This is a genomic window from Asanoa siamensis (genome assembly GCF_016862555.1).
Lineage (GTDB): Bacteria > Actinomycetota > Actinomycetes > Mycobacteriales > Micromonosporaceae > Asanoa > Asanoa siamensis.
Genome location: NZ_BONE01000017.1, coordinates 82,743 through 106,979 on the forward strand (window position 1 = coordinate 82,743; position 24,237 = coordinate 106,979).

The window sequence follows — 24,237 nt, forward strand, 5'->3', positions numbered from 1 at the left end:
GGAATTGTCAGCCGGCCGCGTCGCGGGACGCCTGCACGAACGCGCGGACCAGGGACGTCTCGGCGCCGGCGCGCCAGACCAGGGCGTACCGCATCGTGTGCGAGTCCGTGATCGGCAGGAAGGTCACGTCACGGCGCACGCGGGAGGCGGCCGTGTACGCGCCGATCGGTGACACGACGCCGCCCGCGCCGACCGCGGTCAGCGCCTCCTCGACGGTGCCGATCGCGATGCCGCGCGGCACGGGGCGCCCGCTCGGCGTCACCGACGGCGTGTGCGCCTCCCAGACGTACTCCGGGATCGGCCCGTCCACCTGCACGACCGGGTGGTCGCCGAGATCCTCCAGCTCGACGTGGTCGCGCGCGGCCAGCGGATGGTCCTTGGCGACCGCGAGCACCGTCTTCTCGTTGAACAGCTCCGGGCCTACGACCAGGTCCGGCTCCCGGACCGGCAGCCAGAGCAGCCCGACGTCGACGCGACCCGCGCGCAACGCGCCGAACGGGTCCACCGGGAGGATCTCGCGCATCCGCAGCTCGCACTGTGGGTGCCGCTGGCGGAACAGGTCCAGGGTCGGCGCCAGCCCGTGGTGGTAGGTGTCGAAGGTGCCGACGGTCAGCGTGCCGACCTGCCCGCGCGCGGCGGCGGAGGCCTCGTCCACGCCGGCCATGATCTCGCCGTAACCCGTCGCCAGCCGGTCGCGCAGCCGCTCCCCGAGCGGGGTGAGCCGGACGCTACGGCTGGTGCGCTCGAACAGCGCCCCGCCGATGCGGCGCTCCTGCAGCTTGATCGACTGGCTGACCCTCGCCTGGGAGACCCGGAGGCGCTCGGCCGTACGCCCGAAATGAAGCTCTTCGGCCAGAGTCAGGAAGATCTCGATGTCGCGCAGCTCCACGCGGTCGTCCCCCTCCTGATCAACGGACCTCGAACGATAACCGGTGGCTTAACCGGCGGTTCGAGATCTCCCGTTGTTCCGGCCGACGGGCGCGGCGATCGTGAGTGCCATGACCGAAACGTTGATCGACATCGTGGCGGTGCCGGGCGCCGAACGCTGGCTGGCCGTCACGCCGGACGGCGCCGCGGCGGGCGTCATCAGCCTGCGCCCGGAGTTCTCCCTGGGGCCCGATCCGCCGCTCGCGCTCGGGCCGGGGGCCCCGGAGCTGAGCCTGCACGTGGCGCCGGCCTGGCGCAGGCGCGGAGTCGGCTCCCGCCTCCTGGCCGCGGTGCGGGAGCGGACCACCGGGCCGCGCCTGGTGGCGGACGTCGTCCCGGGCACGCCCGGCGAGGCGTTCTGCGTGCGGCACGGCTTCCGGCTCACCGTGGCCCGGCGTCACGACCTGCTCACCTACTGCGAGGTGCACGGCGCCTGGCTGGGTGAGCTGGTCGACGCCGAGCACCCCGGGTACGACCTGACCTACGGATCCCTCGGCGGATCCGTCCTCGTCGCCGCGAACGCGGGCGACGAGCTCGCGGCGTACGCGGTCGCCGTCGTCGACACCCTCCCCCGCGCCGCGCTGCACGGACCCACGGTGCGGCCCGGCCATCGCGGACACGCGCTCGGCGCCTGGGTCAGCGCCGCCCTGATCCAGCGGGTGCGCCAGCTCCACCCGCACGTCGACGAGATCGCGACAGTCACCGCCGAGGACGACCCCGACCTGCTCGCCCAGCGCGCGGACCTCGGCTTCCACCCCTCCCGGCGCACTCGCCTCTACGAGCTCGCCCTGCCCTGACCCCAGGAGAGACCAGCACGATGCACACGTACGAGACACCCAGCCCGATCTCCGCCGTCCTCGACATCCCCGCGGGGCGCGTCGACCTCGTGGCCACCGACCGGACCGACACCGTCGTCGAGGTCGCACCCGTGGACGCCGCCGCGGACCGCGACGTGCGGACGGCGGAGCAGACCAACGTCGCCTACGCCGACGGCGTCCTGCGCGTCACGACCGCGGTGAAGAACCAGTACTTCGGCCCGTCCGGGTCCGTGGCGGTGACCGTCCACCTGCCCACCGGGTCGGCCGTCGAGGCGAAGGCGGCCAGCGCCGAGTTCCGCGCCACGGGCCGGTTCAGGGAGGTCGCGTTCGACGGCGCGAACGGCACGATCGAGATCGACGAGGCCGCGGGCGTCCGGCTCACCGCGCTCGCCGGCGACGTGTCGGTCCGCCGCCTCCACGGCCCCGCCGAGATCAGCACGGCCAAGGGCGACATCCGGATCGCCGAGGCCGGGCGGGGCCGGGTCGTGCTGCGCACCCAGGCCGGCCACATCGCCGTCGGCGCCACGCCGGGCGTCGCGGCCTCCCTGGACGCCGGCACGAGCTTCGGCCGGATCGACAACGCGCTGACGAACACCGGCAACGGCCCCGCCGACCTCCAGATCCACGCCACCACGGCGTACGGCGACATCACCGCCCACAGTCTTCGAGGAGCACACCGATGAACGATCCGGCCATCGCGGCGCACGGGTTGCGAAAGTCCTATGGGGACAAGGTCGTGCTCGACGGCGTCGACCTGTCCGTGCCCGAGGGAACGATCTTCTCCCTGCTCGGTCCGAACGGCGCCGGCAAGACCACCGCCGTCAAGATCCTCACCACGCTGATCTCCCCCGACCCGGCCTCCGGCGCGATCCGCGTCGGCGGCCACGACCTCGCCACCGCGCCCCAGGCCGTCCGCGCCGCGATCGGCGTCACCGGCCAGTTCTCCGCCGTCGACAACCTGATCACCGGCGAGGAGAACATGCTGCTGATGGCCGACCTGCACCATCTGTCCAAGGTGGAGGGCAGGCGCACCGCCGCCCGGCTGATCGAGCGGTTCGACCTGGTCGACGCGGCGCGCAGGCCCGCCTCGACCTACTCCGGCGGCATGAAGCGCCGCCTCGACCTCGCGATGACGCTGGTCGGCAACCCGCGGGTCATCTTCCTCGACGAGCCCACCACCGGCCTCGACCCGCGCAGCCGGCACGACATGTGGGTCATCATCCGGGAGCTGGTCGCGGACGGCGCCACCGTCTTCCTCACCACCCAGTACCTGGAGGAGGCCGACGAGCTGGCCGACCGGATCGCGGTGCTCCACGACGGCCGGATCGCGGCCGAGGGCACGGCGTCGGAGCTCAAGCGGCTCGTCCCCGGCGGCCACGTCCGGCTCCGGTTCACCGACCCGGACGCGTACCGGGCCGCCGCCCGCGCCCTGGGCCGGGCCAGCCGGGACGACGAGGCGCTGGCGCTGCGGGTGCCCAGCGACGGCGGCCAGCGCGACCTCCGCGCGGTCCTCGACCTGCTCGACGCGAACGCGATCGAGGCCGACGAGCTGACCGTGCACACCCCCGACCTCGACGACGTGTTCTTCGCCCTGACCAGTCCGCGCCGGCCCTTGGAGTCCGTCCGATGAGCACTGTCGCCCTGACCGCCCGCGACTCGTCCACGATGCTGCGTCGCAACCTCCTGCACGCGCGGCGGTATCCCTCCCTGACGCTCAACCTGCTGCTCACGCCGATCATGCTGTTGCTGCTGTTCGTCTACATCCTCGGTGACGCGCTGGGGTCCGGCATCGGCGGCGGCGACCGGTCCGACTACCTCGCGTACGTCGTGCCGGGCCTGCTGCTGATGACCATCGGCAGCACCGTGATCGGCACCGCGGTCTCCGTCTCCAACGACATGACGGAGGGCATCATCGCCCGCTTCCGCACGATGGCGATCCACCGCGGCTCGGTGCTCGTCGGTCACGTCGTCGGCAGCGTCCTGCAGTCGGTGCTGAGCGTGGTGCTGGTCGGCGCGGTCGCGGTGGCCATCGGCTTCCGGTCGACGGACGCCGGCGTCCTGGACTGGCTGGCCGCACTCGGCCTGCTCGCGCTGTTCGCGCTCGCCCTGACCTGGATCGCGGTCGGCATGGGCCTGGTCAGCCCGAACGCGGAGGCGGCCAGCAACAACGCGATGCCGCTGATCCTGCTGCCGCTGCTGTCCAGCGCCTTCGTGCCGCTGCACGCGATGCCGGGCTGGTTCCAGCCGATCGCCGAGTACCAGCCGTTCACGCCGGCCATCGAGACCCTGCGCGGGCTGCTGCTCGGCGCGCAGATCGGCCACAACGGCTGGCTCGCCGTCGGGTGGTGCGTCGGCCTCGCGGTGCTCGGCTACGTGTGGTCGACGTCGCGGTTCGACCGCGACCCGGCGTAGCACGGGGTGGGCGGCGTGCGCACGGGGGCACGCCGCCCCACGCTCCTCATCGGACGGTGCCGGCGAGGAGGAAGTCCGTCGCGGGCACGGCGAAGGCGAGCGCGACGACCGCGAGCCGCGGGATCGAGGGCCGGCGGGTCAGGGCCGCGTAGACCGCGACCAGCAAGGGGGCCGCGACCGTCTGGACCAGCCACGAGTCGCGGGTCAGGAACACGTCGAGGTGGCAGCAGACCAGCCAGACCACGTTGGCGAGGGTCCAGGTGACGAGCCCGGCCCGGTAGCACGCCGAGGCGCTCCAGCGCACGGCCGTGGTCGCGTAGCCGGCGGCCCGGTCGGCGTCGCGGTCGATGACCGTGGTGGGCAGGTAGAGGGCGGCCGCGACGAGCAGGCCGAGCAGCACCAGCAGCGGCGGGTAGTCGAGGACGGGGCGGTGCAGCGACCATCCGCCGAGCGGGCCGAACACCCCGACGGCGAGGGCGTTGACCGCCACGTCCATGCCGGGGCGGGCCTTGAGCCGGACCGGTGGGGCGCTGTAGAGCCAGCTCAGCAGGAGCACGACCGCGGTGCCCACCACCACGACGGGACCCGCGACGGCGGCGGCCACGACGGCGGCGACGGCGCACCACGCCGCCAGGCGACGCAGGTCCGCGGGGGTCAGCTCACCGGTGACGAGCGGCGCGGCCGACTTGCGCGGGTTGCGCCGGTCGCTGGGCAGGTCGTGCAGGTCGTTGAGCGCGAACACGGAGCCCCACACGAGCGGGCCGAGCACGAGGCCGACGGCGACGGTCGCCGGCAGGGTGCCGGGTGCGGGCAGCCAGTCGCCGGTGGCGAGGACCGCACCGAACGCGGCCCCTCCCCACCCCAGGGGCCAGAACCAGGGTCGGGTCAGCCGTACGACCGCCCAGACGTGGCTCCGGGTCTTCGGAACGGTTCCAGCGAGCGCCATGCGACCGACGCTAGGTGGGCGGATCGCACCGGACCTCACCTCCGCGAGCCAGGCCGCTCCCCCGCCCGGGGGAGCCGCGGCTGTGATGTTCGCGACGCTGGATCCATTTACTGCCAAGTAATACGACGAGTTCAATTGCCGCCGGTACGGTCCCCACCGTGTCCGACGCCCCTCGACCGTTGATCGCTGACCGCTACCGGCTCGTCGAACCGCTCGGACAGGGCGGAATGGGGCGGGTCTGGCTGGCGCGCGACGAGACGCTGCGGCGCGACGTGGCCCTCAAGGAGATCGTGCCCCCGGCCGGGCTCACCGACGACGAGCGCCGCGAGATGCGGGAGCGCTCGATGCGGGAGGCGCGGGCGATCGCCCGGCTCAACCAGGTCAACGTGGTCCGCGTCTTCGACGTGCTGCACACCGGCGACGACCCGTGGATCGTCATGGAGCTCGTGCACTCCCGCTCGCTGCACGCGGTGCTCGCCGCCGAGGGGCCGTTGGCGCCGGCCCGGGTGGCCGAGATCGGCCTGTCGGTGCTGGCGGCCCTGCGCGCCGCGCACCGGGCGGGCGTGCTGCACCGCGACGTCAAGCCGGCGAACGTGCTGCTCGCCGACGACGGGCGGATCGTGCTCACCGACTTCGGCCTGGCGACGGTGCCGGGCGATCCGACCGTCACGCGTACCGGCATGGTGCTCGGGTCGCCGGCCTATCTCGCCCCGGAACGGGCGATGGACGGCCACACCGGGCCGGCCGCGGACCTGTGGTCGCTCGGCGCCACGCTGTACGCGGCTGTGGAGGGGCGGTCGCCGTACGCGCGCTCGACCTCCATCGCGACGCCGGGCCGCCCGATCGAAGTGCTGGACACTGTTTCGCCCGACACAGGACCGGTCGCGGGCCGGATGCCTGCTCCGCCGGACGTTTCGGCCGGGGTGCCCCTGCAGCCCGGCCGCCCGCGACGCCGCCTGCTGATCGGGGTGGTGGCCGCTGTCCTGGTGGTCGGCGCGCTGGCCGGTGTGCCGCTGGTCGGGTTCGGCGATGCCGGCGGCGGGGCGCCCACCTCCGGCCCGCCGGTCGCGGACCCGGGGCTGGACGAGGCCGCGGCCACCGGTCCACTGGCGTCGGTGTCCTCGAGACCTTCGTCGCGGCCCAGTGGCACACCGGGTCGGCCGACCAGTGGCAAGCCCACGCCGTCCGCGCCCGGGACGCCGAGCCGGGTCCCGGTGACAGCGGTGCCGGGCGGCGGGGAGGCGCCGCCGCCCTCACCGACGAAGACGGCCGCGCCACCCGCCGCCGGCCGCCCGATCGTCGGGCACGGCAGCAACCGCTGCATCACCGTCCCGTCCGGAACGGCCAGCGCGGGTCAGCAGATCCAGATCACCGACTGCCGCGACCTGCCGGGCCAGCGCTGGACCCTCGGCTCGGACCGCACGGTCCGCGCGCTCGGCATGTGCCTCGACGTCGCCGGTGGTTCCACAGCGGACGGCGCGCGGGTGCGGCTGTCCACCTGCGACGGCCGCGCGTCACAGCGGTTCAACCTGAACCCGTCGCACGACCTGGTCAGCCTCCCGGCCGACCGCTGCGTTGACGTGGTCGACCTGAAGACCACGAACGGCGCGCCGCTGCAGATCTGGCAGTGCACGGGCGCCGACAACCAGAAGTGGTCACTGCGCTGAACCGACGGCCGTTCAGGACTTCCGGGGATGGGCCTGGAAGAACTCCCAGATCAGCTCCGAGGCGTTGATGCCGGCGTCGGGTCCGGCGAGCCCACCCTGGGTCGCTCCCGGCCAGCTGTGGCCCTGCTCCGGCAGGCGGTAGGTCACGAACTCGCTGCCGTTGCCGCACGGGGCGACGGTGCGGGTGATTCCCTTGCCACCCTTGACCGGCGTCGCCGCGCCCGGCGTACAGGCCGATCGGGTCTGCCAGTTCTTGATGCCGTTCTCGAAGTCGCCGATGAAACGGTCCTTGCCGCCGACGAAGGTCAACACCGAGACCGGTTCCTTGGGCGCGTACGCCGGGTCCGCCGCTCGCGTGCCCCCGAACCCACCGCTGACCGGCGCGACGGCCGCGAACACGCCCGGCAGATCCACCGCGAGCCGGAACGACAGGTCGGCGCCGTTGGAGATGCCGGTCGCGTAGACGCGGTCGGGGTCGCCGCCCCAGTTCTTCGTCAGGTGCTCGACCAGCGCGCCGACGAAGCCGACGTCGTCCTCGTTGCCGCAGCAGACCAGTGCGTTGAAGCCGCTCATGATGCCGTTGGGGTAGGCGACCAGGAAGCCGTGCTCGTCGGCCAGCGCGTCGAGCCCCGCGGTGACCCGAACGCCTTTGCCGGTGCCGGGATAGGGGTGGAACGCCAGCACCAGCGGCACCGGCTTGTCAGGCGTGTGACCGGGGGGTGCGTGCAGGAGGTATTCGCGCTGCTTGCCGTCCCAGGGCAGCGTCAGGTCGTGGTCGCCCGGGCCGGGCTTCTCCTGCGGTGCCGGCGCGGCCGAGGTGGCGGCGGTCGTGGGCGCGGATGCCGGCTCGTCGGTTACGCCGCACCCCGCGAGCAGCGCGACGAGGGCGACGGAACACATCGCGGCGAGTCTCTGGCGGTGGTGGCACAGCCATGTGGTCATAGGACGAGCGTGCCGATGGTCGGTGCCCGCGCGCAGCCCCGACCGCACGACCGATACGGCTTCGCAACGCCGGAGGTCCGCGCCCACTGTGGACGCTGCTACTCCTCCATGTCCGAGAAGAGGCCCATGAACGTCACCTGGGTGCCCGTCAGGCCGCCGAACAGCGCGGCGGCGGCGGGTGTGGTGACCGCGGCCGAGGCGTCCTCGTAGCTGGCGAAGTAGAGGTCCAGCGTCCGGTACGCGGGCGTCGGCGTGCCGTCCTCCTTCGGCCATACCTTGGCCGACTCGAGCCGCTGGAGCTTCGGGAGTTGCTCGGCCGCCTGCCGCACCTTCGCGTACGCCTGCTCGAACGCCTCCGGGTTCGCGGGATTGTCGATGATCAACGAGATCTTGGTAGGCATGATGCCGTTCCCCTCACGGTAGTTTTCCGACTTTAACCACAAATGCGACAGATCATCGGCCGTACGCTTCGAGCAGGCGCAGCCAGATCTCGCTGACGGTCGGGTACGCGGGCACGGCGTGCCACAGGCGCTGCAGCGGCACCTCGCCGACCACCGCGACCGTCGCGGCGTGCAGCAGTTCCGCGACGTCCGGGCCCACCAGCGTGCAGCCGACCAGCACCTGCCGGTCCTCGTCGACGACCATCCGGGCGTGTCCCGCGTAGCCGTCGGCGTGCAGCGCGGCTCCCGCGACGGCGCCGAGGTCATAGTCGACGACCCGGGTGCGGATCCCGGCCGCCGCGGCCTCGGCCGCGGTCAGCCCGACCGAGGCGACCTCGGGGTCCGTGAAGACGACCTGCGGCACGGCCCGCGCGTCGGCCGTGGCCACGTGCCGGCCCCACGGGGCGTCCTCGACGGCCTCGCCTTTCGCCCGCGCCACGATCACGTCGCCCACAGCGCGCGCCTGGTACTTGCCCTGATGGGTCAGCAGCGCGCGCCCGGTGACGTCGCCGGCGGCGTAGAGCCAACCACCTCCGTCTGTGACCCGGAACGTGTCGTCGACCGGAAGCCAGCCGCCGGGCTCGCGGCCGATCCGGTCCAGGCCGATGTCCGCGGTGTTCGGCGTGCGGCCGACGGCGACCAGCAGTTCGTCGGCTTCGATCCGCTCGCCGTCGGTGAGGGTGAGGTGGACCGTGCCGTCGCTGTCCCGGGTCACCGAGGCGACCTCGACGCCGGTCCGTACGGTGGCGCCCGCCTCCCGCAGGGACGTCGTGACCCGCTCACCGGCGAACGGCTCCGCCCGCGACAGCAGGGGGCCGCGCGCGAGCAGCGTCACGGCGGCGCCGAGGCTCGTGAACGCGGTCGCCATCTCGGTCGCGACCACGCCGCCGCCGATGACGGCGAGCCGGCCGGGGACCTTCTGTGCGGCGGCCGCTTCCCGACTCGTCCACGGCGCCGCCGCGCGGAACCGGGGCGGGACCAGCGCGCCGCTGCCGGTCGCCACGACGACCGCGTGCCGGGCGGTCAGGGTGGTCCGGCCGCCGTCCACCTCGACGACGCGGTCGGCGGCGATCCGGCCGTGGCCCCGGTGCAGCGCGATCCCGGCCGATTCGAGCCAGGACGCCTGTTTCTGGTCGGTCCAGTGCGCCGCGAACGCGTCGCGACGGCGTAGGACGGCCGCGGCGTCCAGGTCGCCCGTGACGGCTTCGCGGGCGCCCGGCACGGCGCGCGCCGCCTGCAGGGCCGCCGCACTGCGCAGCAACGCCTTCGTCGGCATGCAGGCCCAGTAGGAGCACTCGCCACCGACGAGCTCCCGCTCGACGACGGCGGCGGTCAGCCCGCCCCGCACCACCCGGTCGGCGACGTTCTCGCCGACCGGTCCCGCCCCGAGGACGATGACGTCGTACGTCACGTCAGTCGCCCTTCGCCGCGCGGCCCAGGCGGATGGCGGCGATGAGGAAGAAGATGGCGCCCGGGATGGCGTATCCGATCGCGTTGGTCAGGGCCGGATCGGCCGCGGCCGCGCCGGCGACGAACGCGCCGCCCGCGAGCACGGAGAGGCCGCCGCTGATGATCATTGGCCACTGGCCGCCCATGCCGCGGCGGGTGAGGGCCACGATCAGTTGGACGAGGCCGGCGACGATCGCCCAGGCGCCCCACACCCGTAGGACGGCCGGGATGCCGGATGCGCCGGCGAAGGCCAGGCCGACCGCGGCGAGGAGGCTGACCGCGATGTTGACGCGGAGCAGGGTGGTCGTGCGCGACGCGCGCAGGTCGACGACCGCGGCGGCCACGTCGACCAGCGGGTAGAGCACGAAGAGCGCGACAGCCAGCGGACTGAGGCTGTCGGCGACCGCGAACGTCACGGCGGCCCAGACGACGGCGAACGCGAAACGGGCGAAGTACAGCCGGCGCAGCGCGGCTGCCGTCGTCGAGGTGCCCTCTGCGACAACGGTGGTCATGGTGATCCCTTCGGTGGTACTGGCGAAAGAACGAACGTTCTGTCTTGCCGCAACGGTGACCCACGGCGAGGCGATTTGTCAAGACGGAACGTTCTATCTGCTACGCTGGGTGCATGGTTCGCAACGAGACCCGGCCCTCCGAGGCGCGCCTGCGGCTGCTCACCACGGCGACCGGCATCTTCTACGCGGAGGGGATCCACGCGATCGGCGTCGACCGGATCATCGCCGAGGCGAAAGTGACCCGGGCCACGTTCTACCGGCACTTCCCGGGCAAGGAGGACCTGGTCCTCGCCTACCTGCAGACGGTCGACCAGGGCATCCGCGGCCAGGTCGACGCGGCGGTCGCCGCGGCCCCCTCGGCGAGCGCGGCCGTCCGGGCAGTGGCGGCGGGGATCGCGGAGAGCATCCAGTCACCCGGTTTCCGCGGCTGCGCCTTCCTGAACGCGGTGGCGGAATACCCAGATCCCGCGCACCCGGTGCACCAGGCGGTCCTGACCCACCGGCAGTGGTTCCTCGACACGATCAGCACGCTGATGACGACCATCGAGGAGACGAAGGCGGCCCAGGCAGCCCAGCACTTCGTCATGCTCCGCGACGGCGCGATGGCGGCGGGCTGCCTCTTCGACCCGGCGACGATCTGCGAAACCTTCCTCCGCGGCGTCGACGGCCTCGTCGACATCCACGGCTCCCGCCAGACCCCCGCGACCGCCGCATAACCGACCTGCGTCCCGCCCTTTCCACCGGCGGTGGTGTATCAGCGCTCGGCCCCGCGCCGTCCGCATGGTGCACGCTTCCGGAAGGGGTGGGTCATGCCCTCGTACGCGAGAATCGGTGCCGGGTTGACGTTCCCGGCGGTCTTCCTGCTCCTCGCCGCGTGTGGCGGCATGTCGTCGGGCGGGCCCGAGCCCGCCGCGTCCGGCTCCCCCACGACGGCGGCTTCCGCGCCACGGTCGCCCCGCGTCGAGGCGCCGGGTGGGCCGGCGCCGGGCGGGCGTCCGCAAGGCTCGAAGGGGCCCGGCGCCGCGGGCTCGCCGCTGCGCATCCCGCTGCCCACCGACGAGTTGCTGGGGCGCGAGCTCTCCGACGCGCAGCGACAGCTCCGACAGCTCATCGCCGCCGCCTGTGGTGGCGACCAGTGCATCAGCCTGGCCGTCACCGCGGACGGCAGTCTCGACCCGGACGGGCGTACGGGCTGCACGACCCACGTCCGCAACGTGCCCGGCACCACGGCGGAGGACACCGGGCAGGGCTGGTCGATCCCGGTCCTCTACGTCCCGCGCGGCGGCACCATCACCCTCGTCGTCGAGCTGTGGTGCGACGAGGTCCCTTCACCCGGGCCGAGTGAGGTGCCCTCGGCCACGGCGACGCCGTGACCCGGCGGCAGGCGCAGCCCGGCCCGTCCACGCCCGCGACCGTCCTCAGGGTGGCCGGCTCCGTCCTCGGGCCGGCCACCCTGCTCACCGCGCTGATGTACTACTTCGGGCTCCTGCACGCCTTCTGGTTCTTCGGCACGTTCGGCGTCGACTACACCGTCTTCGGACTGACCACACAGGACTATCTGGTACGCAGCGCCGACGGCCTGTTCGTGCCGCTCACCGCGGTCGCCGGGATGGGGCTGGTCGTCCTGTGGGGATACCGGCTGCTCGCGCCGCGGATCACCCCCGCCCGGCGGCGCGCCGCCGCCCCCGCCGTCGCGGCCGGGGCGGCCCTGCTCGGCACCGCGCTGCTGGCCGTCGCGGTCACTGGTCTGCTCGCGCCGCACGCACTGCTGCGGTACCTGGCGCTGCCCGGCATCGCCCTGGCGGTCGGCGTGGTCCTGTTGCTGCTCGCCTCCCGCACCCTGCGCTGGTGGCGCGACCAGCGCGACCGGCGCGCCGGCGGCCGCCGGTCACCCGAGCCACCGGCCCTGCTGGCCGCGGAGTGGGCGGCTGTCTTCCTCCTCGTCAGTGTCGGCCTCTTCTGGGCGGCCGGCGACTGGTCCGCCGCCGTGGGGACACGCCGCGGGAACCAGGTCGTCCAGAGCCTGCCGGACTGGCCGGAAGCCGCGCTCTACTCGAGCACACGGCTGAACCTCGCCTCGGCGGGAGCGCGGGAGACCCGCTGCCAGGGCGAGGGAGAGGACACCGTCTTCCGCTACGACGAGATGCACCTGATCGTCCAGGCCGGCGGGCAGTATCTCTTCCTGCCCACGCGTTGGCCGGACCACGGCCAGGCGATCGTGGTGCCGAAGACGGACGACCTCCGCCTGGTGTTCAGGTTCCCGGGCGCGCGGACAACGGATTCCTGCTGACCGCACCCGGGCGGCCCCGCGCCGCGTTCAGCTCAGTGCGCTCGCCGCCACCCGCCCGGACTCCGCACCGGGCGGCCTAGCACGAGCATGGCGCCCAGCAGCAGGACGACGCTCCCGACGCACCAGATCGCCAGCTTGCCCGCGGGCCAGCCGGCCGTGCCGGCCGGGAAGTACACGACCGACCGGACGAGATCCGAGCCGAGGCCGGGCAGGTCCCAGTCGTGGATGCCCCGGAAGAAGCCGGGCAGGAACTCGGCCGGGTAGATGCCGCCGGAGCCGGGATTGCCCAGCACCACCACCACCAGAATGATCAGCGTGGTGCCGACCCGGGCGAGCCACGCCTGGACGGCGGAGGCGAACAGTGCCGCGGTGAAGGCCAGCAGCGCCCCCGCACCGAAGAGCCCCGCGAGGTTCTGGTGCCAGATGTCGGCGCCCGGCCCGACGATGAGGGTTCCGCCGAGCGAGAGCAACACAGCGTGCAGCGCGAGCCCGCCGATGCGCAGGGCGGCCCGGGGCAGGTTGCGCGGCACCGTGCCCAGCGCCAGGCTGAGCGAGATCCCGCCGAAGTAGCCGCCGATGACCAGACCCAGGGCCAGATAGAACGGCACGACTCCGCGCGGGTCGTCGGGATCGACGGGTACGGCGTCGACCACCGCGAGTGGCGTGCCGGCGCGTCGCGCGGCCACGGTGACGAACCCCGTGATGACGGCGGTGGCGGCCGGGCCGGCGGCACTGGCCGTGGTCAACGTCAGCCCCGCCCCGGTCGTCGAGGTGGCGAGCACGGCGTAGACGTCCTGCCGGCGCAGGGCCCGATCGGCGGCGGCCGCGTCGTCGAAGGCGATGGCCTCGAGCTGCCGGCCCTGACCCCGGACGGCGGCGAGGAGCGCCTCCGCGGGCTGGTCCCCGCGTACCACGGCGACCGGGACGTCGTCGGGCTTCGGATCGTGGAGAGCGATGACGAAGGCGGCGATGAAGCCGACCCCGACGATCAGCGCGAGGAGGAGCGGACCGATCCCCGTCATGATCGCTTGCCGCAGCGGCACCACGGCGGGCATCTCCCGCCGTGGGCGGAAGGCATCGGTGATCTCCCGCGCGACGATGCGCCGCCCGGAGACGCGTCCGTCTTGGTCCACCAAATGATGATATGGACGATTTATGAGCTGGCTGCGCCGTCCCGCTACAACGCGCGAAGCGTGATGCGCTCGGCGAGCGTCGTGACCGCGTCGGCGCGACCGGTGCCGAGACCATGGCGCGTCACGTTGAGGGCGCCGGCGGCCGCACCCGTGCGTACCGCCGTCTCCAGGTCCCCGCCGCGGGTCAGCACGGCCGCGACCCCCGCGGTCATCGAGTCCCCGGCACCGCGCGGGTCCACGGCTTCCATCCGCGGCGTGTCCACCTCGTACGGTTTGCCGTCGAGCAACGCCAGCGCGCCCTCGTCCGCCCGGCTGACCAGGACGGACCGCGCACCGTCGGCGCACAGCGACCGCATCGCCGCGAGCAGTGCCTCGTCCGACTCGTCGGCGGCCCGCCCGTCGTCGAGCAGCTCCTGATGGCTGACCTTGACGAACGCCGGCCCGCCGGCCAGGACGGCGGTCAGATAGTCACCCGACAGGTCGGCCACCACCTGGCCGCCGTGCGTGCCGAGGTCGGTCGCGAGTCGCCGGTACAGGTCGGCGGAGACTATCGAGGCGTCCGGCGGCCCGGAGAGGAGGCTGACCGGCGTACGCAGCCCGGCGGCCAGCGCGGCGTCGTAGATCTCGTCCATCTCGTGCCGGCTCAGCGGGTGCCCGGGCACGTCGGCGATCTCGTCGCGGTGCCCGTCGCGCCGGTCGTGGACGTAGCCCCCGCTGCCGGTCTCCCGCTCCACGACCAGCAGCTCGACGCCCTCGGCCTCGAGCAGCGGCCGCAGGACCCGGCCGAGCTCGCCGCCGAGCGCGGTGCAGAACACCACGTCGACCCCGAGGTTGACGAGCATGCGGGCCTGCCAGACGCCCTGCCCACCCGGGTGGACATGGATCTCGACGTGGTCGGCGGGCTGCTCGACGGTGATCGTCAGTTGCGGCGCCGGCCCGAACACCATGACGCGCTCGTCACCCATGACTCCATGCTTGCCCATCGACAAGCGCTGCGGGCCTTTATCGGCGGTGAACGTTTGGTGATGACGCGACGAACGCCGGCCTCCGAGGACGCGTGCGCCTGGAGCTAGACGACTCCTGGCTCCGCCAACCAGCGGGAAAGGGGCCCGCGACCAGCAGTTCGACCACATCGGACGGATGACCGGCGACCGGGATCTGGCGCGCCCACTGCAGCAGCGGCCGGCGCGACGCCGGATCGGGGTACGGCCGGCGGTACTCGGACAGATCCACGCCCGGGATCGCCGCCGGCAGCAGCGCGTCGAGGAGGAAGTTCTCCTCGAGCACCAGGCGTTCCCCGACGCCGGGCTCGCGGATGGGCCGGAACACCTCGACCGTCGCCCAGTCCGGCAGGGGCCGCAGATGGCCCTCCATCATCGCGAGCGCGCCGACCAGCTCGGGGCGGCGCCGGCTGAGGTCGAGCGCGATCGCACAGCCGGGCCGAGGAGCTGCTGGACACCGTGGGCCCGGATGGTGAGGGTGACGTCCTGCTCGCGGCGCCCTGGTTGCACGACATCGGGTACGCCGCCCGGCTGCGCGACTCCGGCTTCCATCCCCTCGACGGTGCCCGCCACCTGCGCCGGATCGGGTGGCCGCTGCGGATCGCCGCACTCGTCGCGCACCATTCCGCGGCGCTGTCCGTCGCGCGGGTCCGCGGGCTCGACGAGGCCCTGACCGAGTTTCCGCGCGAGGAGTCGCCGGTCTCGGACGCGCTTCTCTACGCCGACCAGACGATCGGCCCCAACGGTCGGATGATGACCTTCGACGAGCGCCTCGCGGACATGCTGAACCGACACGGGCCGGACTCGCCGAACGCCGCCGCACACCGCGATCGTCAACCGCAGCTGTACGCCGCCGTCCGGCGCGTCGAGCACCGCCTGAGCGCGGGTCAGACCGACCGCGCGTGGCGCAGCGCCCGGTCCAGCGCGTAGTCGGCCACCCGCTCCCAGCCAGAACCTAGGCCAGTCGTTCGGTGAGGGCGGCGAGCTCGCGCCATTCCGCGCGGGGATAGCCGGGCCCGCCGCCGAGGATCTGCACCGCGACGTGGTCCGCGCCGGCGTCCAGGTGTGCTCGCAGCCGTGCGGCGATGCTGTCCGCGTCGCCCCAGGCGGTCAGCGCGTCGACGAGGCGGTCGGTTCCCCCGTGGGTGAGGTCGTCCTCGGTGAACCCCTGCCGCAGCAGGTTGCCGCCGTAGGTCGGCATGCCGAAGAACGGGGCCATGAGGTCGCGGGCGCGCGCCCGGACCTCGCGCGGGTCGCGGGAGAAGACCACCGGGACGTGCGGTGCGAGCAGCGCCCGGTCGCCGATGATCGGGCGGATCGACGCCGCGTACTCGGGGGTGACCAGGAACGGGTGGATGCCCAGGGTGCGCTCGGCTCCGAGGCGGGCCATCCGCGGGCCGAGCGCGGCGAGCAGCCGCTCCCCCGGCGGCACCTGCCCGTCGAGGGCGTCGAGGTACTCGGCGACGTCCTGGACCGGTCTGAGCACGGTGCGGCCGCCGACCTTCCGCGCCGTCTCGGCGGAACTCCAGCCCAGACCGAGCACGAAGCGTCCGTCGTACGCCCCGCGCAGGCGCACGTGGTTCGCGGCCGACTCCGCGGGGCTGGCCCCGAAGATGCCCAGCACCGCCGTGATCACGACGGCCCGCGTGGTGCTGCGCAAATGGTTCTCCGACACCTGGAACAGGTCGCTGTTACGCCCGAAGCCGGGCAGCCAGATCGCCCGGAAGCCGGCCTCGTCGAGTTCGGCCGCGGCCTCGGCGGACGCCTCCGCCGGCCCGAACCGCAGCTCGGGACTCCAGATTCCTACGCGCCCCAGGTTCATCTCAGGTGCTCGCCTCCACGCGGCCCGGTTCGGTCGTGTAGTCGCAGTGCGGGTTCGGCCGCGAGGTCTGCTCGATGATGGCGTCGAGCTTGGCCCGCGTGCGGGTCAACTCCGCGATCTGCCGGTCGATGCGGTCGCGCTCGGCGGCCAGCAGCGCCCGCGACTCCGGCGTGCTGACCTGGGCGTCGACGCAGGGCAGCAGGTCGGCGATCGTCCTGCTGGAGAGCCCCGCGCCGTACAGCGACTGGATCAGCTTGACCCGCTCGACCGCGCCCTGCGCGTAGTGCCGCTGCCCGCTCGGGCTGCGACTGGAGGCCAGCAGGCCCTGCTCCTCGTAGTAGCGGAGCGCCCGGACGCTCACCGCGGCCAGCGCCGCCACGTCTCCGATCCGCATGTGTGACCCCCGTCTCGCCCCTTGCCGCTGACGTCAACGTCAGGTTTTAGCGTAGCCCCCATGCAGATCACCGGAGCAAAAGCCCTCGTCACCGGCGCCAACCGCGGTCTGGGCAAGGCCTTCGTCGAGGCGCTCGTCGCCCGCGGCGCGAGCACCGTCTACGCCACCGGCCGTCGTCCCGAGCTCATCGACACCCCCGGCGTCACCCCGCTCCACCTGGACGTCACCGACGCGGCCTCGATCGAGGCGGCGGCGGCCCGGGTCGGCGACCTGGACATCCTGATCAACAACGCGGGCATCTCGACGCCCGCTCCCCTCCTCGGCGACAGCCTGGACAACGTCCGCCGCGAGTTCGACACGCATTTCTGGGGCACGCTCCACGTCACCCGGGCCTTTGCCCCGCGCCTCGCCGGCGGCGCCATCCTCAACGTCATCTCGGCACTCTCCTGGTACGTCTACGCGCCCGACAGCAACGGCTACGCGGCGGCGAAGGCGGCGGAATGGTCGCTCACCAACGGCGTACGCATGGAGCTCGCCGCCCAGAAGACCCAGGTCACCGCGCTGGCCCTGGCGGTCGCCGACACCGACATGATGGCCGCGTACGACATCCCGAAGCTCCCCCCGGCCGAGGTCGTGGCCCTGGCCCTCGACGGCCTCGAAGCCGGCAAGCTGGAGATCATCGGCGACGCCGTCACCGCCAACGTCAAGGCGGCCCTGGCCGGCGACCCGGCGACGTTCTACGCCGACGTCCAGGCGGCCATCTTCGGCCCGACCCCCTAGACGCCGCGCCCGCTCCGGATGCGGAAGAGATCGAAGCCGAATAATCTCTTGTTCGGGAGATCCGACCCGCGAAGGAGTGACCCGTTGCGAAGCCTCGCCCGCACCGCTTTCGCGCTGGCCGCCGGTGGCGCGCTCGTGCTCACGGCCACGACGCCGGCCCAGGCCGATCCTGTCGTGCCGCGCCATGCCGTCACCGTCTGCCAGTCCGCGAGCTTCTACGCCAACTACGACTCGGCCGGCGGGCCGGTGGGTCTCAAACGGGTGCTGGCTGCCGGCAACAAGATCGGCCACACGCCCGGGGCGCATCCGGTCTACAACGGCTGGGCGGCGAGCTTCGACTTCGGGCCCAACGACTGGGGCTACCTGCGGGTCGAGTGCATCGGTGGGTACGACTCGTGGTGACGTGGCACGGCTGCGCGGCGGCGCTGGTCACGGTGGTGGCGACGGTCGCCCTGACCGGCACGCCGGCGGCCGCCGACAACGGCACGGTCGGCGTGCGGGAGACCGTGTGCGCCCAGGACCTGTTCGTCCGGACGACACCGAACGGCGCGTGGATGGGCACCCTCTACCAAGGACAGACGTTCCTCGTCGAAGGCCCTCGCAGCGGCGGTTACGTCTACGGCTTCGCCTACGGTCACATCAACCGCCGCGGCTGGGTCCAGGACGGCTGGTTCTGCTGAACCGTCGCGGCTAGCCCAGCCAGGACCGGATGGCCTTCGTGGCCTCGTCGACGAACACCTGGACGACGGCCGGGTCGCTGCTGCTGCGTTCGTACTCGGTGTCGTCCAGGATCGTCACCACCGCGCCCATGCGGACGACCACGACGCGGTTGGTCTGCTCGCCGCCGACCGGGTTGCCCGGCAGGTCGAGTTGCGGCTGCGAACGGTCGATGGTCAACGCCTCGTCGCCGGCGCCGGACAGGGGCGCCGTCTTCACCTTCAGGGTGACCCCACCGTCCTGGTAGGACGTGCAGTCCGCCAGGCCCCCGCGTACCCGGTCCAGGAAGGCGGCCGCGTTTTCTCCCTCGTACGTCCTGATGGTCTGGTAGAGCACCCCGGACGGGATGGACTCCGGTGGGTCCTGCGGGCCCTTGTAGGCCTGCATCATCACCGCGCTCGCGAGCACGCCCGGACCGGGTGCGAGCACGTCGTCGCACACCTTCAGCGGAAGCTGGGATCCCGAGGCCGGTTCCCGCCCGCCCCGCGCGCGGTCGCGGGGCATCTCGAAGAACGCCGACGCGGGGATCGTGCGCGGCACCTCGGCCGCCGGCGATTGGGTGGGGCTGCCGGACGTCGCGGGGCTCGACGAGGCCGGTGTCGCCGGCGTATTCGTGCATCCCGCCAGGGCGGAGAGGGCGAGGACCGCCAGGACGGCAACGGTACGGCGTGTCATAGCGGTCCCTCTCGAGGTGGGCGGCACGGGTCGGACGTCCGAACCATTACCCCGGACGGCGCCGCCGCAAGCCGCTCGCGTACGCCGTGACCTGGAATGCCGTGGTTCAATGGCGGCCATGATGCTGCGGCGCGCGCTTGCCGTCCTCCTGCTGCTGTTCGCCCTCGCGGCGATCGCCTCCTCGCGCGCCTTCCCCTTCCTGGACGACCTCTCCGATGCGGCGAAGTCGGCGATCACGGTCGCCGGGGTGGTGTGCGTGCTGGCGGCGGTCCGGCTCTGGTTGCCCAAGACACCGGAGCAGTGAGCCCGCGCGACGCCGGCGGATCATTCTGCGACACTCGCTTCGGCCCGCCGCGGAGAGAATGGGCGGACCGGTCGACAGGAGGGTTCCGATGATCTTCATTACCGCCAAGTTCCGGGTCAAGCCCGAGCACGCCGAGCAGTGGCCGGCGATCTCCCGCGACTTCACGGAGGCGACCCGCGCCGAGCCCGGCTGCCTCTGGTTCGACTGGTCCCGCAGCCTCGACGACCCGACCGAGTACGTGCTGGTCGAGGCGTTCCGCGACGACGCCGCCGGCGCCGCCCACGTCGGTTCGGACCACTTCGCGCAGGCGCGCAAGACCCTGCCGGCCTACCTCGCGGCCACCCCGAAGATCATCAACTGCACGGTGCCCCAGGACGACTGGTCGCCCCTCGGCGAACTCGCGGTGGACTAGCTTAGCGCCGGCCGAAAACTACCGCGTCTCGTCCGGCAGGTGCAGGACCAGCCGGGCCGCGTCCCGGAAAAGATCGTCGGCGGTACGGCCGGCGCTGAAGTACTCGGTGATCCCGCGCGTGACCACCGGAAACCGGGCCCGCAGCGCGTCGACGTCGATGTCGGGCGGGTCTGGGGCGGGTGACTGCTCCTCGAGCACCCAGCCCACCGTGTAGCGCTCGCCGGCCAGCACGAGCAGGCGGGCGTGGTGCAGGTCGACGCCGTGCGCGACGAGCGTGGCCATGGCCAGTTCCGAGAAGTCGCCCCGGCGCATCGAGTAGCGGGCGCCGGCGACGACCCGCGCGCCGTCCCGATGCCGCAGCAGCGCGACCCGCAACTGCCCGAGCGCGGCGAGCAGCCACTCCCGGGCGTCGCCGCCGTCGGATGCGGGCGCCGCCCCGATCGCCTCGTCCATGATCGCGTCGGCGAGCGCGTCCACCAGCGCGGCCTTGTTCTTGACGTGCCAGTACAGCGTCGGCGCCTGCACGCCCAGGCGGGCGGCGAGGGTACGCAGGCTCAGCGCGTCCAGCCCCTCGTCGTCGACCAGTCGCATCGCCTCGCGCAGCACCTGATCGCGGTTGAGCGGCACCACACAACTCCTTGCGCCACGACTCGAACGGTGTTAGACACACACCGTATCTCTCTTACAGTGTTAGAGACGGAGTCGGACATGAAGGCAGCGGTGGTCGACCGGCCCGGCGGCATCCCCGCGCTCCGCGAGGTCCCCGATCCGCGGCCGGGCGACGGCGAGGTGCGGGTGACGGTGGCCGCGGTCGCCGTGGAGAACGTCGACCGCGCGATCGTGGCCGGCACGCACTACACCGCGGCCGAGTTCCAGGCCGCGCTCCCGGCGATCCCCTGCTTCGACGGCATCGGCCACCTCGCCGACGGCAGCACGGTGGGCTTCGGCGGCCTGCGACCACCGCACGGCGCGCTGGCCGAGCACGTGGTCGTCCCGGCGGCATACACCGTCCCGATCCCCGAGGAGATCGCGGCGCCGACCGCCGCGGCGCTGTCGTCGGCGATCACCGCCATGACGATGCGCACCGCCGGTGGCCTCACCGCCGGCGAGACGGTGCTGGTCCAGGGCGCCACCGGCGTCGCCGGCCGGCTCGCCGTCCAGGTCGCGCGGCTGCTCGGCGCCGGTCGCGTCGTGGCCACCGGACGCGACCCGGTCGCGCTCGAGGAGGTCGGCGCCGACGCGGTCGTCAACACCGACGTCGACGACGAGCGGTTGATCCAGGCCTTCCGCGCACACGCGGGTGAGGGATACGACGTCGTCGTCGACTACCTCTGGGGCCGCCCGACCGCGCTGCTCGCCCGTGCCCTCGTCCCGGACAGCTTCACCCTGGCCAAGCCGACCCGGCTCGTGCAGGTCGGCGAGTCCGCCGGGCCCGACATCCGGCTCAGCGCCGACGCCCTGCGCACCTCCGGCCTCGAGATCTACGGCGCCGGGCGCAACGCCGCCTCCGGGATGGCCGCCGCCTACCAGCAGGTCGTCGAGTGGGTCCGGGCAGGTGCGCTCACCATCCCCGTCGTCACGATGCCGTTGAGTGCCATCGCCGAGGCTTGGACCCGCACCGACCTACGGGGCCGCCGCCTGGTCATCGTCCCCGGCTGACCCCGCCGCGGCCCTCGAAGGCGGGCTGCATCGCCGGCGACGGGTAGACGGTGAAGACCCGCTGGCCGTCCAACCACTCGGTGAGCCGCCGCGCTTCGGCCGCCAACGCCTCGTGGGCCCTGCGGGGGACGTCCTCGAGCAGACGCAAGCGCACCACACCGCCGGGATCCTGCACCCACACACCGACCACCCGCCCGTCGACCCAGACGGTGGTGCCCGCGTTGCCCGCGCTGTCGAACAGGTGGGGTGTGTGCGGGCCGAGGTAGAAGGCGCGTCCCCTCCAGCCCATGACGGTCGGGTCGAGCAACGGCAGGAGCGCGACCCAGGGCTCTGGCGCGGCGACGGGTTCGAGGTCGTCCGCGCGCAGCCAGCCGGCCGATCCGTCCTCGAAGGACACCTGCCGCGCGCCGAGGTCGTCGAGTGCCGTCCGCACCACGGCCTTGGTGGCGCCGAGCCACCAGGCGATGTCCTCGACGGTGCCCGGTCCGTACGACCAGAGCCACCGGACCACCACCTCGGCGTAGCCTTCGCGCGACGCGTACGCCGCGGGCACGGCCTGTCTCCACCACGCGTCCGTCGTCGTCCAGGTCGGACGGCTCGTGTGCCAGGCACCGGCGTTGCCGGCCCGCGCCACCGCGCCGTCCAGGCTCAGTTGGGTGAGGATCTTCGGGGCGATGGCGACCGGTCCGCCCCACGCCTTGTCCGGAGCCTGGACGATGACGCCGCCGGCCTCGGGGACCTCCTCGCGCACCTGCTTCGACGACCGCGGCACGCCGTCGGCCAGCCGGGCCAGCACCGCCTCCTCCGCCGTCGCGAGCCAGCCGGCGCCGTACCCTCCCCATCGTTCGAGGTCCTTGAGGAGTCGTTTGCGGTGCACCGCGGCCACCCGCGCCGCCGCGCTGCCCCAGACCGCCGGCACCAGGTCGCGCGGAAAGACGAACAGGGTCTCGCGCATCGACTGCTGCCGGACGAGCGCGCGCGTGTCGTAGAGCGCCCGCTCGACGTCGTCGACGGTGACGCCGTCGACGCGCGCCCAGCACGACAGGTGCACGCTCGGCGGCTCGGTCGCGTGTAGACACACCACCGCGCGGGCGGCCTCCTCCGCAGAGCCCACCCGGGCCGACCCCGCGAGAGCGTGCCGCACACCCAACCGGGCCCGACGCTCCTCGTCCGTCACGACGCGCATCGACCCATTCTTTCGTGGCGCTGGACCTCCACCAAAACGACAGCTTGTAGTAGAGTCGACTCGCCAACGACAGCGCGTAGTAGACGGTCCGAGGTGAGTCCTTTGGCGCGGCGTCGCACGAAGTCTCTAGCGTCCCTGCCGGCTCGGGCGGGCCGGGAGGTCGAGGACCGGCTCGGTGTCGCGACGCCGCTGCGCGGGCTGCTCAACAAGGTCTTCCCGGACCACTGGTCGTTCCTGCTGGGCGAGATCGCGCTGTTCTCGTTCATCGTGCTGCTGCTGACGGGCACGTTCCTGACGTTGTTCTTCGACCCGTCGATGCGCGAGGTCGTCTACGACGGCAGCTACACCTCGCTGCGTGGCGTGCACATGTCCGCGGCGTACGCCTCGTCGCTGGACCTGTCCTTCGACGTGCGCGGCGGCCTCGTCATGCGCCAGATGCACCACTGGGCGGCGCTGCTGTTCCTGGCCGCGATCGTCGTGCACATGCTGCGCATCTTCTTCACGGGCGCGTTCCGCAAGCCGCGGGAGCTCAACTGGGTCATCGGCTCGCTGCTGTTCTGGATCGGTTTCCTGGCGGGCTTCACCGGCTACTCGCTCCCCGACGACGCCCTGTCCGGCACCGGTCTGCGCATCGCCTCGGGCATCCTGCTGTCGATCCCGGTGATCGGCACGTGGGTGACGTCGTCGCTGTTCGGCGGCGAGTTCCCCGGCGACCTCATCATCGGCCGCTTCTTCATCCTGCACGTGCTGCTGATCCCCGCCGCGCTGGTGGCGCTGATATCGGTCCACGTAGGACTGGTCTTCAAGCAGAAGCACACCCAATGGCCAGGACCCGGGCGTACGAACTCCAATGTGGTCGGTGAGCGGATGTTCCCGCGCTACGCGATCAAGCAGGCGGGTTTCTTCGTGGCGGTCGCCGGCGTGATCACGCTGCTGGCCGGCGCGCTGCAGATCAACCCCATCTGGCTGTTCGGCCCGTACGAGTCAGCGGTCGTCTCGGCGGCGTCCCAACCGGACTGGTACGTGATGATGCTCGACGGCGCGATCCGCCTGATGCCGGCGTGGGAGATCACCCTCCCGTTCGGCGACGGTTACGTCATCCCACCGATGTTCTGGCCCGCGGTCGTCCTGCCGGGCCTGCTGACGACGTTGCCGATGGCGTACCCGTTCCTGGAGGCGAGACTGCACAGGGACACGGCGCCGCACAACCTGCTGCAGCGCCCGCGCGACGTCCCGGCCCGCACGGCCCTGGGCGCGATGGCGGTGACGTTCTTCCTGGTGCTGACCCTCTCCGGCGGCAACGACGTCATCGCCGACAAGTTCCAGATCAGCCTGAACGCGCTGACCTGGGCGGGCCGGATCGGCCTGCTGATCGCGCCGCCGCTGGCCTGGTGGGCGACCTATCGCATCTGCCTGGGCCTGCAGCAACACGACCGCGAGGTGCTGGCCCACGGCGTCGAAACAGGCATCATCCGCCGCCTCCCGGACGGCGGCTTCGTCGAGGTCCACCAGCCCTTGGTAGACGGCGGCCTCGACTACGCGGGCTGGGTGGTCCCGAAGAAGATGAACCGCCTGGGGGCGTTGGGGCCGGCCCTGAAGGGCTTCTTCGTGCCCCTCGAACGGCCTGCCGAGGCCCCGGTCTCCCCCGGCCACCCGCCGGTCGAGCCGCGCGAGGAGCGCCGCGAGATCACCAGTCGTCCCTAGACGGGTTCACGGGGTGGCGAGCGCGCAGGCAGACCCCCGGCTCTGCC

General features: G+C 72.7%; 30 protein-coding genes. 16 read left to right on the plus strand and 14 right to left on the minus strand.

Features of this window, described 5'->3' with window-relative positions; genetic code table 11:
• Positions 1 to 7 precede the first annotated feature (7 nt).
• Entirely contained in the window at positions 8 to 889 is an 882-nt protein-coding gene (locus Asi02nite_RS12780; protein WP_203712774.1) for a LysR family transcriptional regulator, read from the minus strand.
• Between the two features lie 109 nt (positions 890 to 998).
• Between Asi02nite_RS12780 and Asi02nite_RS12785 the strand changes: the two genes are divergently transcribed.
• From Asi02nite_RS12785 to Asi02nite_RS12800, 4 genes are read left to right on the plus strand one after another with little or no spacing between them, the layout of a single operon-like run.
• Positions 999 to 1,724, plus strand: coding sequence for a GNAT family N-acetyltransferase (locus Asi02nite_RS12785; RefSeq protein WP_203712775.1), 726 nt, complete (start codon positions 999 to 1,001; stop codon positions 1,722 to 1,724).
• A 20-nt stretch (positions 1,725 to 1,744) separates the two neighbouring features.
• Positions 1,745 to 2,428, plus strand: coding sequence for a DUF4097 family beta strand repeat-containing protein (locus Asi02nite_RS12790; RefSeq protein WP_203712776.1), 684 nt, complete (start codon positions 1,745 to 1,747; stop codon positions 2,426 to 2,428).
• Entirely contained in the window at positions 2,425 to 3,375 is a 951-nt protein-coding gene (locus Asi02nite_RS12795; protein WP_203712777.1) for an ATP-binding cassette domain-containing protein, read from the plus strand. Before Asi02nite_RS12790 ends, Asi02nite_RS12795 begins: the two co-directional genes overlap by 4 nt.
• Positions 3,372 to 4,157 carry an ABC transporter permease gene (locus Asi02nite_RS12800; RefSeq protein ID WP_203712779.1) on the plus strand — a complete coding sequence of 262 codons (786 nt, stop codon included), beginning with the start codon at positions 3,372 to 3,374 and terminating at the stop codon, positions 4,155 to 4,157. The genes Asi02nite_RS12795 and Asi02nite_RS12800 overlap by 4 nt, the downstream gene beginning before the upstream one ends.
• A gap of 46 nt (positions 4,158 to 4,203) precedes the next feature.
• Here Asi02nite_RS12800 and Asi02nite_RS12805 read toward each other — a convergent pair whose 3' ends face one another.
• Positions 4,204 to 5,103: a UbiA family prenyltransferase gene (locus Asi02nite_RS12805; RefSeq protein WP_203712781.1), complete on the minus strand. Its 900-nt coding sequence runs from the start codon at positions 5,101 to 5,103 to the stop codon at positions 4,204 to 4,206.
• Positions 5,104 to 5,261: 158 nt separating this feature from the next.
• On the opposite strand from Asi02nite_RS12805, the gene Asi02nite_RS42305 reads away from it, so the two are divergent.
• The gene (locus Asi02nite_RS42305; protein WP_203712783.1) at positions 5,262 to 6,770 is read left to right on the plus strand and encodes a serine/threonine protein kinase; all 1,509 of its coding nucleotides are present in this window, start codon (positions 5,262 to 5,264) and stop codon (positions 6,768 to 6,770) included.
• Between the two features lie 12 nt (positions 6,771 to 6,782).
• On the opposite strand, the gene Asi02nite_RS12815 is transcribed toward Asi02nite_RS42305, so the two are convergent.
• The 4 genes from Asi02nite_RS12815 to Asi02nite_RS12830 form a co-directional block, all read right to left on the minus strand.
• Positions 6,783 to 7,712, minus strand: coding sequence for a CE1 family esterase (locus Asi02nite_RS12815; RefSeq protein ID WP_239126676.1), 930 nt, complete (start codon positions 7,710 to 7,712; stop codon positions 6,783 to 6,785).
• A 98-nt stretch (positions 7,713 to 7,810) separates the two neighbouring features.
• On the minus strand, positions 7,811 to 8,113 hold the full coding sequence (locus tag Asi02nite_RS12820; protein WP_203712785.1) for a hypothetical protein: 303 nt from the start codon (positions 8,111 to 8,113) through the stop codon (positions 7,811 to 7,813).
• A gap of 52 nt (positions 8,114 to 8,165) precedes the next feature.
• Complete coding sequence (locus tag Asi02nite_RS12825; protein ID WP_203712787.1) at positions 8,166 to 9,563, minus strand: dihydrolipoyl dehydrogenase family protein; 1,398 nt, start codon at positions 9,561 to 9,563, stop codon at positions 8,166 to 8,168.
• Between the two features lies 1 nt (position 9,564).
• On the minus strand, positions 9,565 to 10,113 hold the full coding sequence (locus Asi02nite_RS12830) for a hypothetical protein (RefSeq protein WP_203712789.1): 549 nt from the start codon (positions 10,111 to 10,113) through the stop codon (positions 9,565 to 9,567).
• A 113-nt stretch (positions 10,114 to 10,226) separates the two neighbouring features.
• Here Asi02nite_RS12830 and Asi02nite_RS12835 point away from each other — a divergent pair, with 113 nt between their 5' ends.
• The 3 genes from Asi02nite_RS12835 to Asi02nite_RS12845 all read left to right on the plus strand — a co-directional run bounded on the left by Asi02nite_RS12835 (position 10,227) and on the right by Asi02nite_RS12845 (position 12,403).
• Positions 10,227 to 10,829, plus strand: a complete 603-nt coding sequence (locus Asi02nite_RS12835; RefSeq protein WP_203712791.1) for a TetR/AcrR family transcriptional regulator — start codon at positions 10,227 to 10,229, stop codon at positions 10,827 to 10,829.
• Between the two features lie 93 nt (positions 10,830 to 10,922).
• Positions 10,923 to 11,486, plus strand: coding sequence for a hypothetical protein (locus Asi02nite_RS12840; protein ID WP_203712793.1), 564 nt, complete (start codon positions 10,923 to 10,925; stop codon positions 11,484 to 11,486).
• Entirely contained in the window at positions 11,483 to 12,403 is a 921-nt protein-coding gene (locus tag Asi02nite_RS12845; protein WP_203712794.1) for a hypothetical protein, read from the plus strand. The genes Asi02nite_RS12840 and Asi02nite_RS12845 overlap by 4 nt, the downstream gene beginning before the upstream one ends.
• 32 nt (positions 12,404 to 12,435) lie before the next feature.
• Here Asi02nite_RS12845 and Asi02nite_RS12850 read toward each other — a convergent pair whose 3' ends face one another.
• From Asi02nite_RS12850 to Asi02nite_RS12860, 3 genes are read right to left on the minus strand one after another with little or no spacing between them, the layout of a single operon-like run.
• Entirely contained in the window at positions 12,436 to 13,536 is a 1,101-nt protein-coding gene (locus Asi02nite_RS12850; protein WP_203712796.1) for an ABC-2 transporter permease, read from the minus strand.
• A 44-nt stretch (positions 13,537 to 13,580) separates the two neighbouring features.
• Complete coding sequence (locus Asi02nite_RS12855) at positions 13,581 to 14,501, minus strand: 1-phosphofructokinase family hexose kinase (protein WP_239126677.1); 921 nt, start codon at positions 14,499 to 14,501, stop codon at positions 13,581 to 13,583.
• A 37-nt stretch (positions 14,502 to 14,538) separates the two neighbouring features.
• Entirely contained in the window at positions 14,539 to 14,913 is a 375-nt protein-coding gene (locus Asi02nite_RS12860) for a hypothetical protein (protein WP_203712798.1), read from the minus strand.
• An 83-nt stretch (positions 14,914 to 14,996) separates the two neighbouring features.
• On the opposite strand from Asi02nite_RS12860, the gene Asi02nite_RS12865 reads away from it, so the two are divergent.
• Positions 14,997 to 15,467, plus strand: a complete 471-nt coding sequence (locus tag Asi02nite_RS12865; RefSeq protein WP_203712800.1) for an HD domain-containing protein — start codon at positions 14,997 to 14,999, stop codon at positions 15,465 to 15,467.
• Between the two features lie 25 nt (positions 15,468 to 15,492).
• Here Asi02nite_RS12865 and Asi02nite_RS12870 read toward each other — a convergent pair whose 3' ends face one another.
• Entirely contained in the window at positions 15,493 to 16,359 is an 867-nt protein-coding gene (locus Asi02nite_RS12870) for a TIGR03620 family F420-dependent LLM class oxidoreductase (RefSeq protein WP_203712802.1), read from the minus strand.
• A gap of 1 nt (position 16,360) precedes the next feature.
• On the minus strand, positions 16,361 to 16,753 hold the full coding sequence (locus Asi02nite_RS12875; RefSeq protein WP_203712804.1) for a MerR family transcriptional regulator: 393 nt from the start codon (positions 16,751 to 16,753) through the stop codon (positions 16,361 to 16,363).
• A gap of 60 nt (positions 16,754 to 16,813) precedes the next feature.
• On the opposite strand from Asi02nite_RS12875, the gene Asi02nite_RS12880 reads away from it, so the two are divergent.
• From Asi02nite_RS12880 to Asi02nite_RS12890, 3 genes are all read left to right on the plus strand, one after another.
• Positions 16,814 to 17,533 carry an SDR family oxidoreductase gene (locus Asi02nite_RS12880; protein ID WP_203712806.1) on the plus strand — a complete coding sequence of 240 codons (720 nt, stop codon included), beginning with the start codon at positions 16,814 to 16,816 and terminating at the stop codon, positions 17,531 to 17,533.
• Between the two features lie 84 nt (positions 17,534 to 17,617).
• Positions 17,618 to 17,935, plus strand: coding sequence for a hypothetical protein (locus tag Asi02nite_RS12885; RefSeq protein WP_239126678.1), 318 nt, complete (start codon positions 17,618 to 17,620; stop codon positions 17,933 to 17,935).
• Positions 17,929 to 18,213, plus strand: coding sequence for a hypothetical protein (locus Asi02nite_RS12890; RefSeq protein ID WP_203712807.1), 285 nt, complete (start codon positions 17,929 to 17,931; stop codon positions 18,211 to 18,213). The genes Asi02nite_RS12885 and Asi02nite_RS12890 overlap by 7 nt, the downstream gene beginning before the upstream one ends.
• A gap of 10 nt (positions 18,214 to 18,223) precedes the next feature.
• On the opposite strand, the gene Asi02nite_RS12895 is transcribed toward Asi02nite_RS12890, so the two are convergent.
• On the minus strand, positions 18,224 to 18,925 hold the full coding sequence (locus Asi02nite_RS12895; RefSeq protein WP_203712808.1) for a hypothetical protein: 702 nt from the start codon (positions 18,923 to 18,925) through the stop codon (positions 18,224 to 18,226).
• A 118-nt stretch (positions 18,926 to 19,043) separates the two neighbouring features.
• Between Asi02nite_RS12895 and Asi02nite_RS12900 the strand changes: the two genes are divergently transcribed.
• Positions 19,044 to 19,229 (plus strand): hypothetical protein, encoded by a 186-nt coding sequence (locus tag Asi02nite_RS12900; protein WP_203712809.1) that lies wholly within the window; start codon positions 19,044 to 19,046, stop codon positions 19,227 to 19,229.
• A gap of 88 nt (positions 19,230 to 19,317) precedes the next feature.
• Positions 19,318 to 19,641, plus strand: coding sequence for a putative quinol monooxygenase (locus Asi02nite_RS12905; protein ID WP_203712810.1), 324 nt, complete (start codon positions 19,318 to 19,320; stop codon positions 19,639 to 19,641).
• A gap of 18 nt (positions 19,642 to 19,659) precedes the next feature.
• On the opposite strand, the gene Asi02nite_RS12910 is transcribed toward Asi02nite_RS12905, so the two are convergent.
• Complete coding sequence (locus Asi02nite_RS12910) at positions 19,660 to 20,268, minus strand: TetR family transcriptional regulator (RefSeq protein ID WP_203712811.1); 609 nt, start codon at positions 20,266 to 20,268, stop codon at positions 19,660 to 19,662.
• Between the two features lie 81 nt (positions 20,269 to 20,349).
• Between Asi02nite_RS12910 and Asi02nite_RS12915 the strand changes: the two genes are divergently transcribed.
• Positions 20,350 to 21,300 (plus strand): quinone oxidoreductase family protein, encoded by a 951-nt coding sequence (locus tag Asi02nite_RS12915; RefSeq protein WP_203712812.1) that lies wholly within the window; start codon positions 20,350 to 20,352, stop codon positions 21,298 to 21,300.
• On the opposite strand, the gene Asi02nite_RS12920 is transcribed toward Asi02nite_RS12915, so the two are convergent.
• A complete protein-coding gene (locus tag Asi02nite_RS12920) occupies positions 21,284 to 22,486 on the minus strand; it encodes a winged helix DNA-binding domain-containing protein (RefSeq protein WP_203712813.1) in 1,203 nt (400 codons plus the stop codon). The genes Asi02nite_RS12915 and Asi02nite_RS12920 overlap by 17 nt on opposite strands.
• 102 nt (positions 22,487 to 22,588) lie before the next feature.
• On the opposite strand from Asi02nite_RS12920, the gene qcrB reads away from it, so the two are divergent.
• Positions 22,589 to 24,190: a cytochrome bc1 complex cytochrome b subunit gene (qcrB, locus tag Asi02nite_RS12925; RefSeq protein ID WP_203712814.1), complete on the plus strand. Its 1,602-nt coding sequence runs from the start codon at positions 22,589 to 22,591 to the stop codon at positions 24,188 to 24,190.
• Positions 24,191 to 24,237 lie beyond the last annotated feature (47 nt).

Bases quoted from the DNA above. Each gene is read 5' to 3' on its own strand.
- Asi02nite_RS12790 (WP_203712776.1), top strand. From the start codon at position 1,745: ATGCACACGTACGAGACACCCAGCCCGATCTCCGCCGTCCTCGACATC.
- Asi02nite_RS12835 (WP_203712791.1), top strand. From the start codon at position 10,227: ATGGTTCGCAACGAGACCCGGCCCTCCGAGGCGCGCCTGCGGCTGCTC.
- Asi02nite_RS12900 (WP_203712809.1), top strand. From the start codon at position 19,044: ATGATGCTGCGGCGCGCGCTTGCCGTCCTCCTGCTGCTGTTCGCCCTC.
- Asi02nite_RS12860 (WP_203712798.1), bottom strand. From the start codon at position 14,913: ATGATGGAGGGCCATCTGCGGCCCCTGCCGGACTGGGCGACGGTCGAG.
- Asi02nite_RS12785 (WP_203712775.1), top strand. From the start codon at position 999: ATGACCGAAACGTTGATCGACATCGTGGCGGTGCCGGGCGCCGAACGC.
- Asi02nite_RS12800 (WP_203712779.1), top strand. From the start codon at position 3,372: ATGAGCACTGTCGCCCTGACCGCCCGCGACTCGTCCACGATGCTGCGT.
- Asi02nite_RS12870 (WP_203712802.1), bottom strand. From the start codon at position 16,359: ATGAACCTGGGGCGCGTAGGAATCTGGAGTCCCGAGCTGCGGTTCGGG.
- Asi02nite_RS12815 (WP_239126676.1), bottom strand. From the start codon at position 7,712: ATGACCACATGGCTGTGCCACCACCGCCAGAGACTCGCCGCGATGTGT.
- Asi02nite_RS12915 (WP_203712812.1), top strand. From the start codon at position 20,350: ATGAAGGCAGCGGTGGTCGACCGGCCCGGCGGCATCCCCGCGCTCCGC.
- Asi02nite_RS12840 (WP_203712793.1), top strand. From the start codon at position 10,923: ATGCCCTCGTACGCGAGAATCGGTGCCGGGTTGACGTTCCCGGCGGTC.
- Asi02nite_RS12820 (WP_203712785.1), bottom strand. From the start codon at position 8,113: ATGCCTACCAAGATCTCGTTGATCATCGACAATCCCGCGAACCCGGAG.
- Asi02nite_RS12895 (WP_203712808.1), bottom strand. From the start codon at position 18,925: ATGACACGCCGTACCGTTGCCGTCCTGGCGGTCCTCGCCCTCTCCGCC.
- Asi02nite_RS12875 (WP_203712804.1), bottom strand. From the start codon at position 16,753: ATGCGGATCGGAGACGTGGCGGCGCTGGCCGCGGTGAGCGTCCGGGCG.
- Asi02nite_RS12805 (WP_203712781.1), bottom strand. From the start codon at position 5,103: ATGGCGCTCGCTGGAACCGTTCCGAAGACCCGGAGCCACGTCTGGGCG.
- Asi02nite_RS12795 (WP_203712777.1), top strand. From the start codon at position 2,425: ATGAACGATCCGGCCATCGCGGCGCACGGGTTGCGAAAGTCCTATGGG.
- Asi02nite_RS12880 (WP_203712806.1), top strand. From the start codon at position 16,814: ATGCAGATCACCGGAGCAAAAGCCCTCGTCACCGGCGCCAACCGCGGT.
- Asi02nite_RS12830 (WP_203712789.1), bottom strand. From the start codon at position 10,113: ATGACCACCGTTGTCGCAGAGGGCACCTCGACGACGGCAGCCGCGCTG.
- Asi02nite_RS12855 (WP_239126677.1), bottom strand. From the start codon at position 14,501: ATGGGTGACGAGCGCGTCATGGTGTTCGGGCCGGCGCCGCAACTGACG.
- Asi02nite_RS12905 (WP_203712810.1), top strand. From the start codon at position 19,318: ATGATCTTCATTACCGCCAAGTTCCGGGTCAAGCCCGAGCACGCCGAG.
- Asi02nite_RS12920 (WP_203712813.1), bottom strand. From the start codon at position 22,486: ATGCGCGTCGTGACGGACGAGGAGCGTCGGGCCCGGTTGGGTGTGCGG.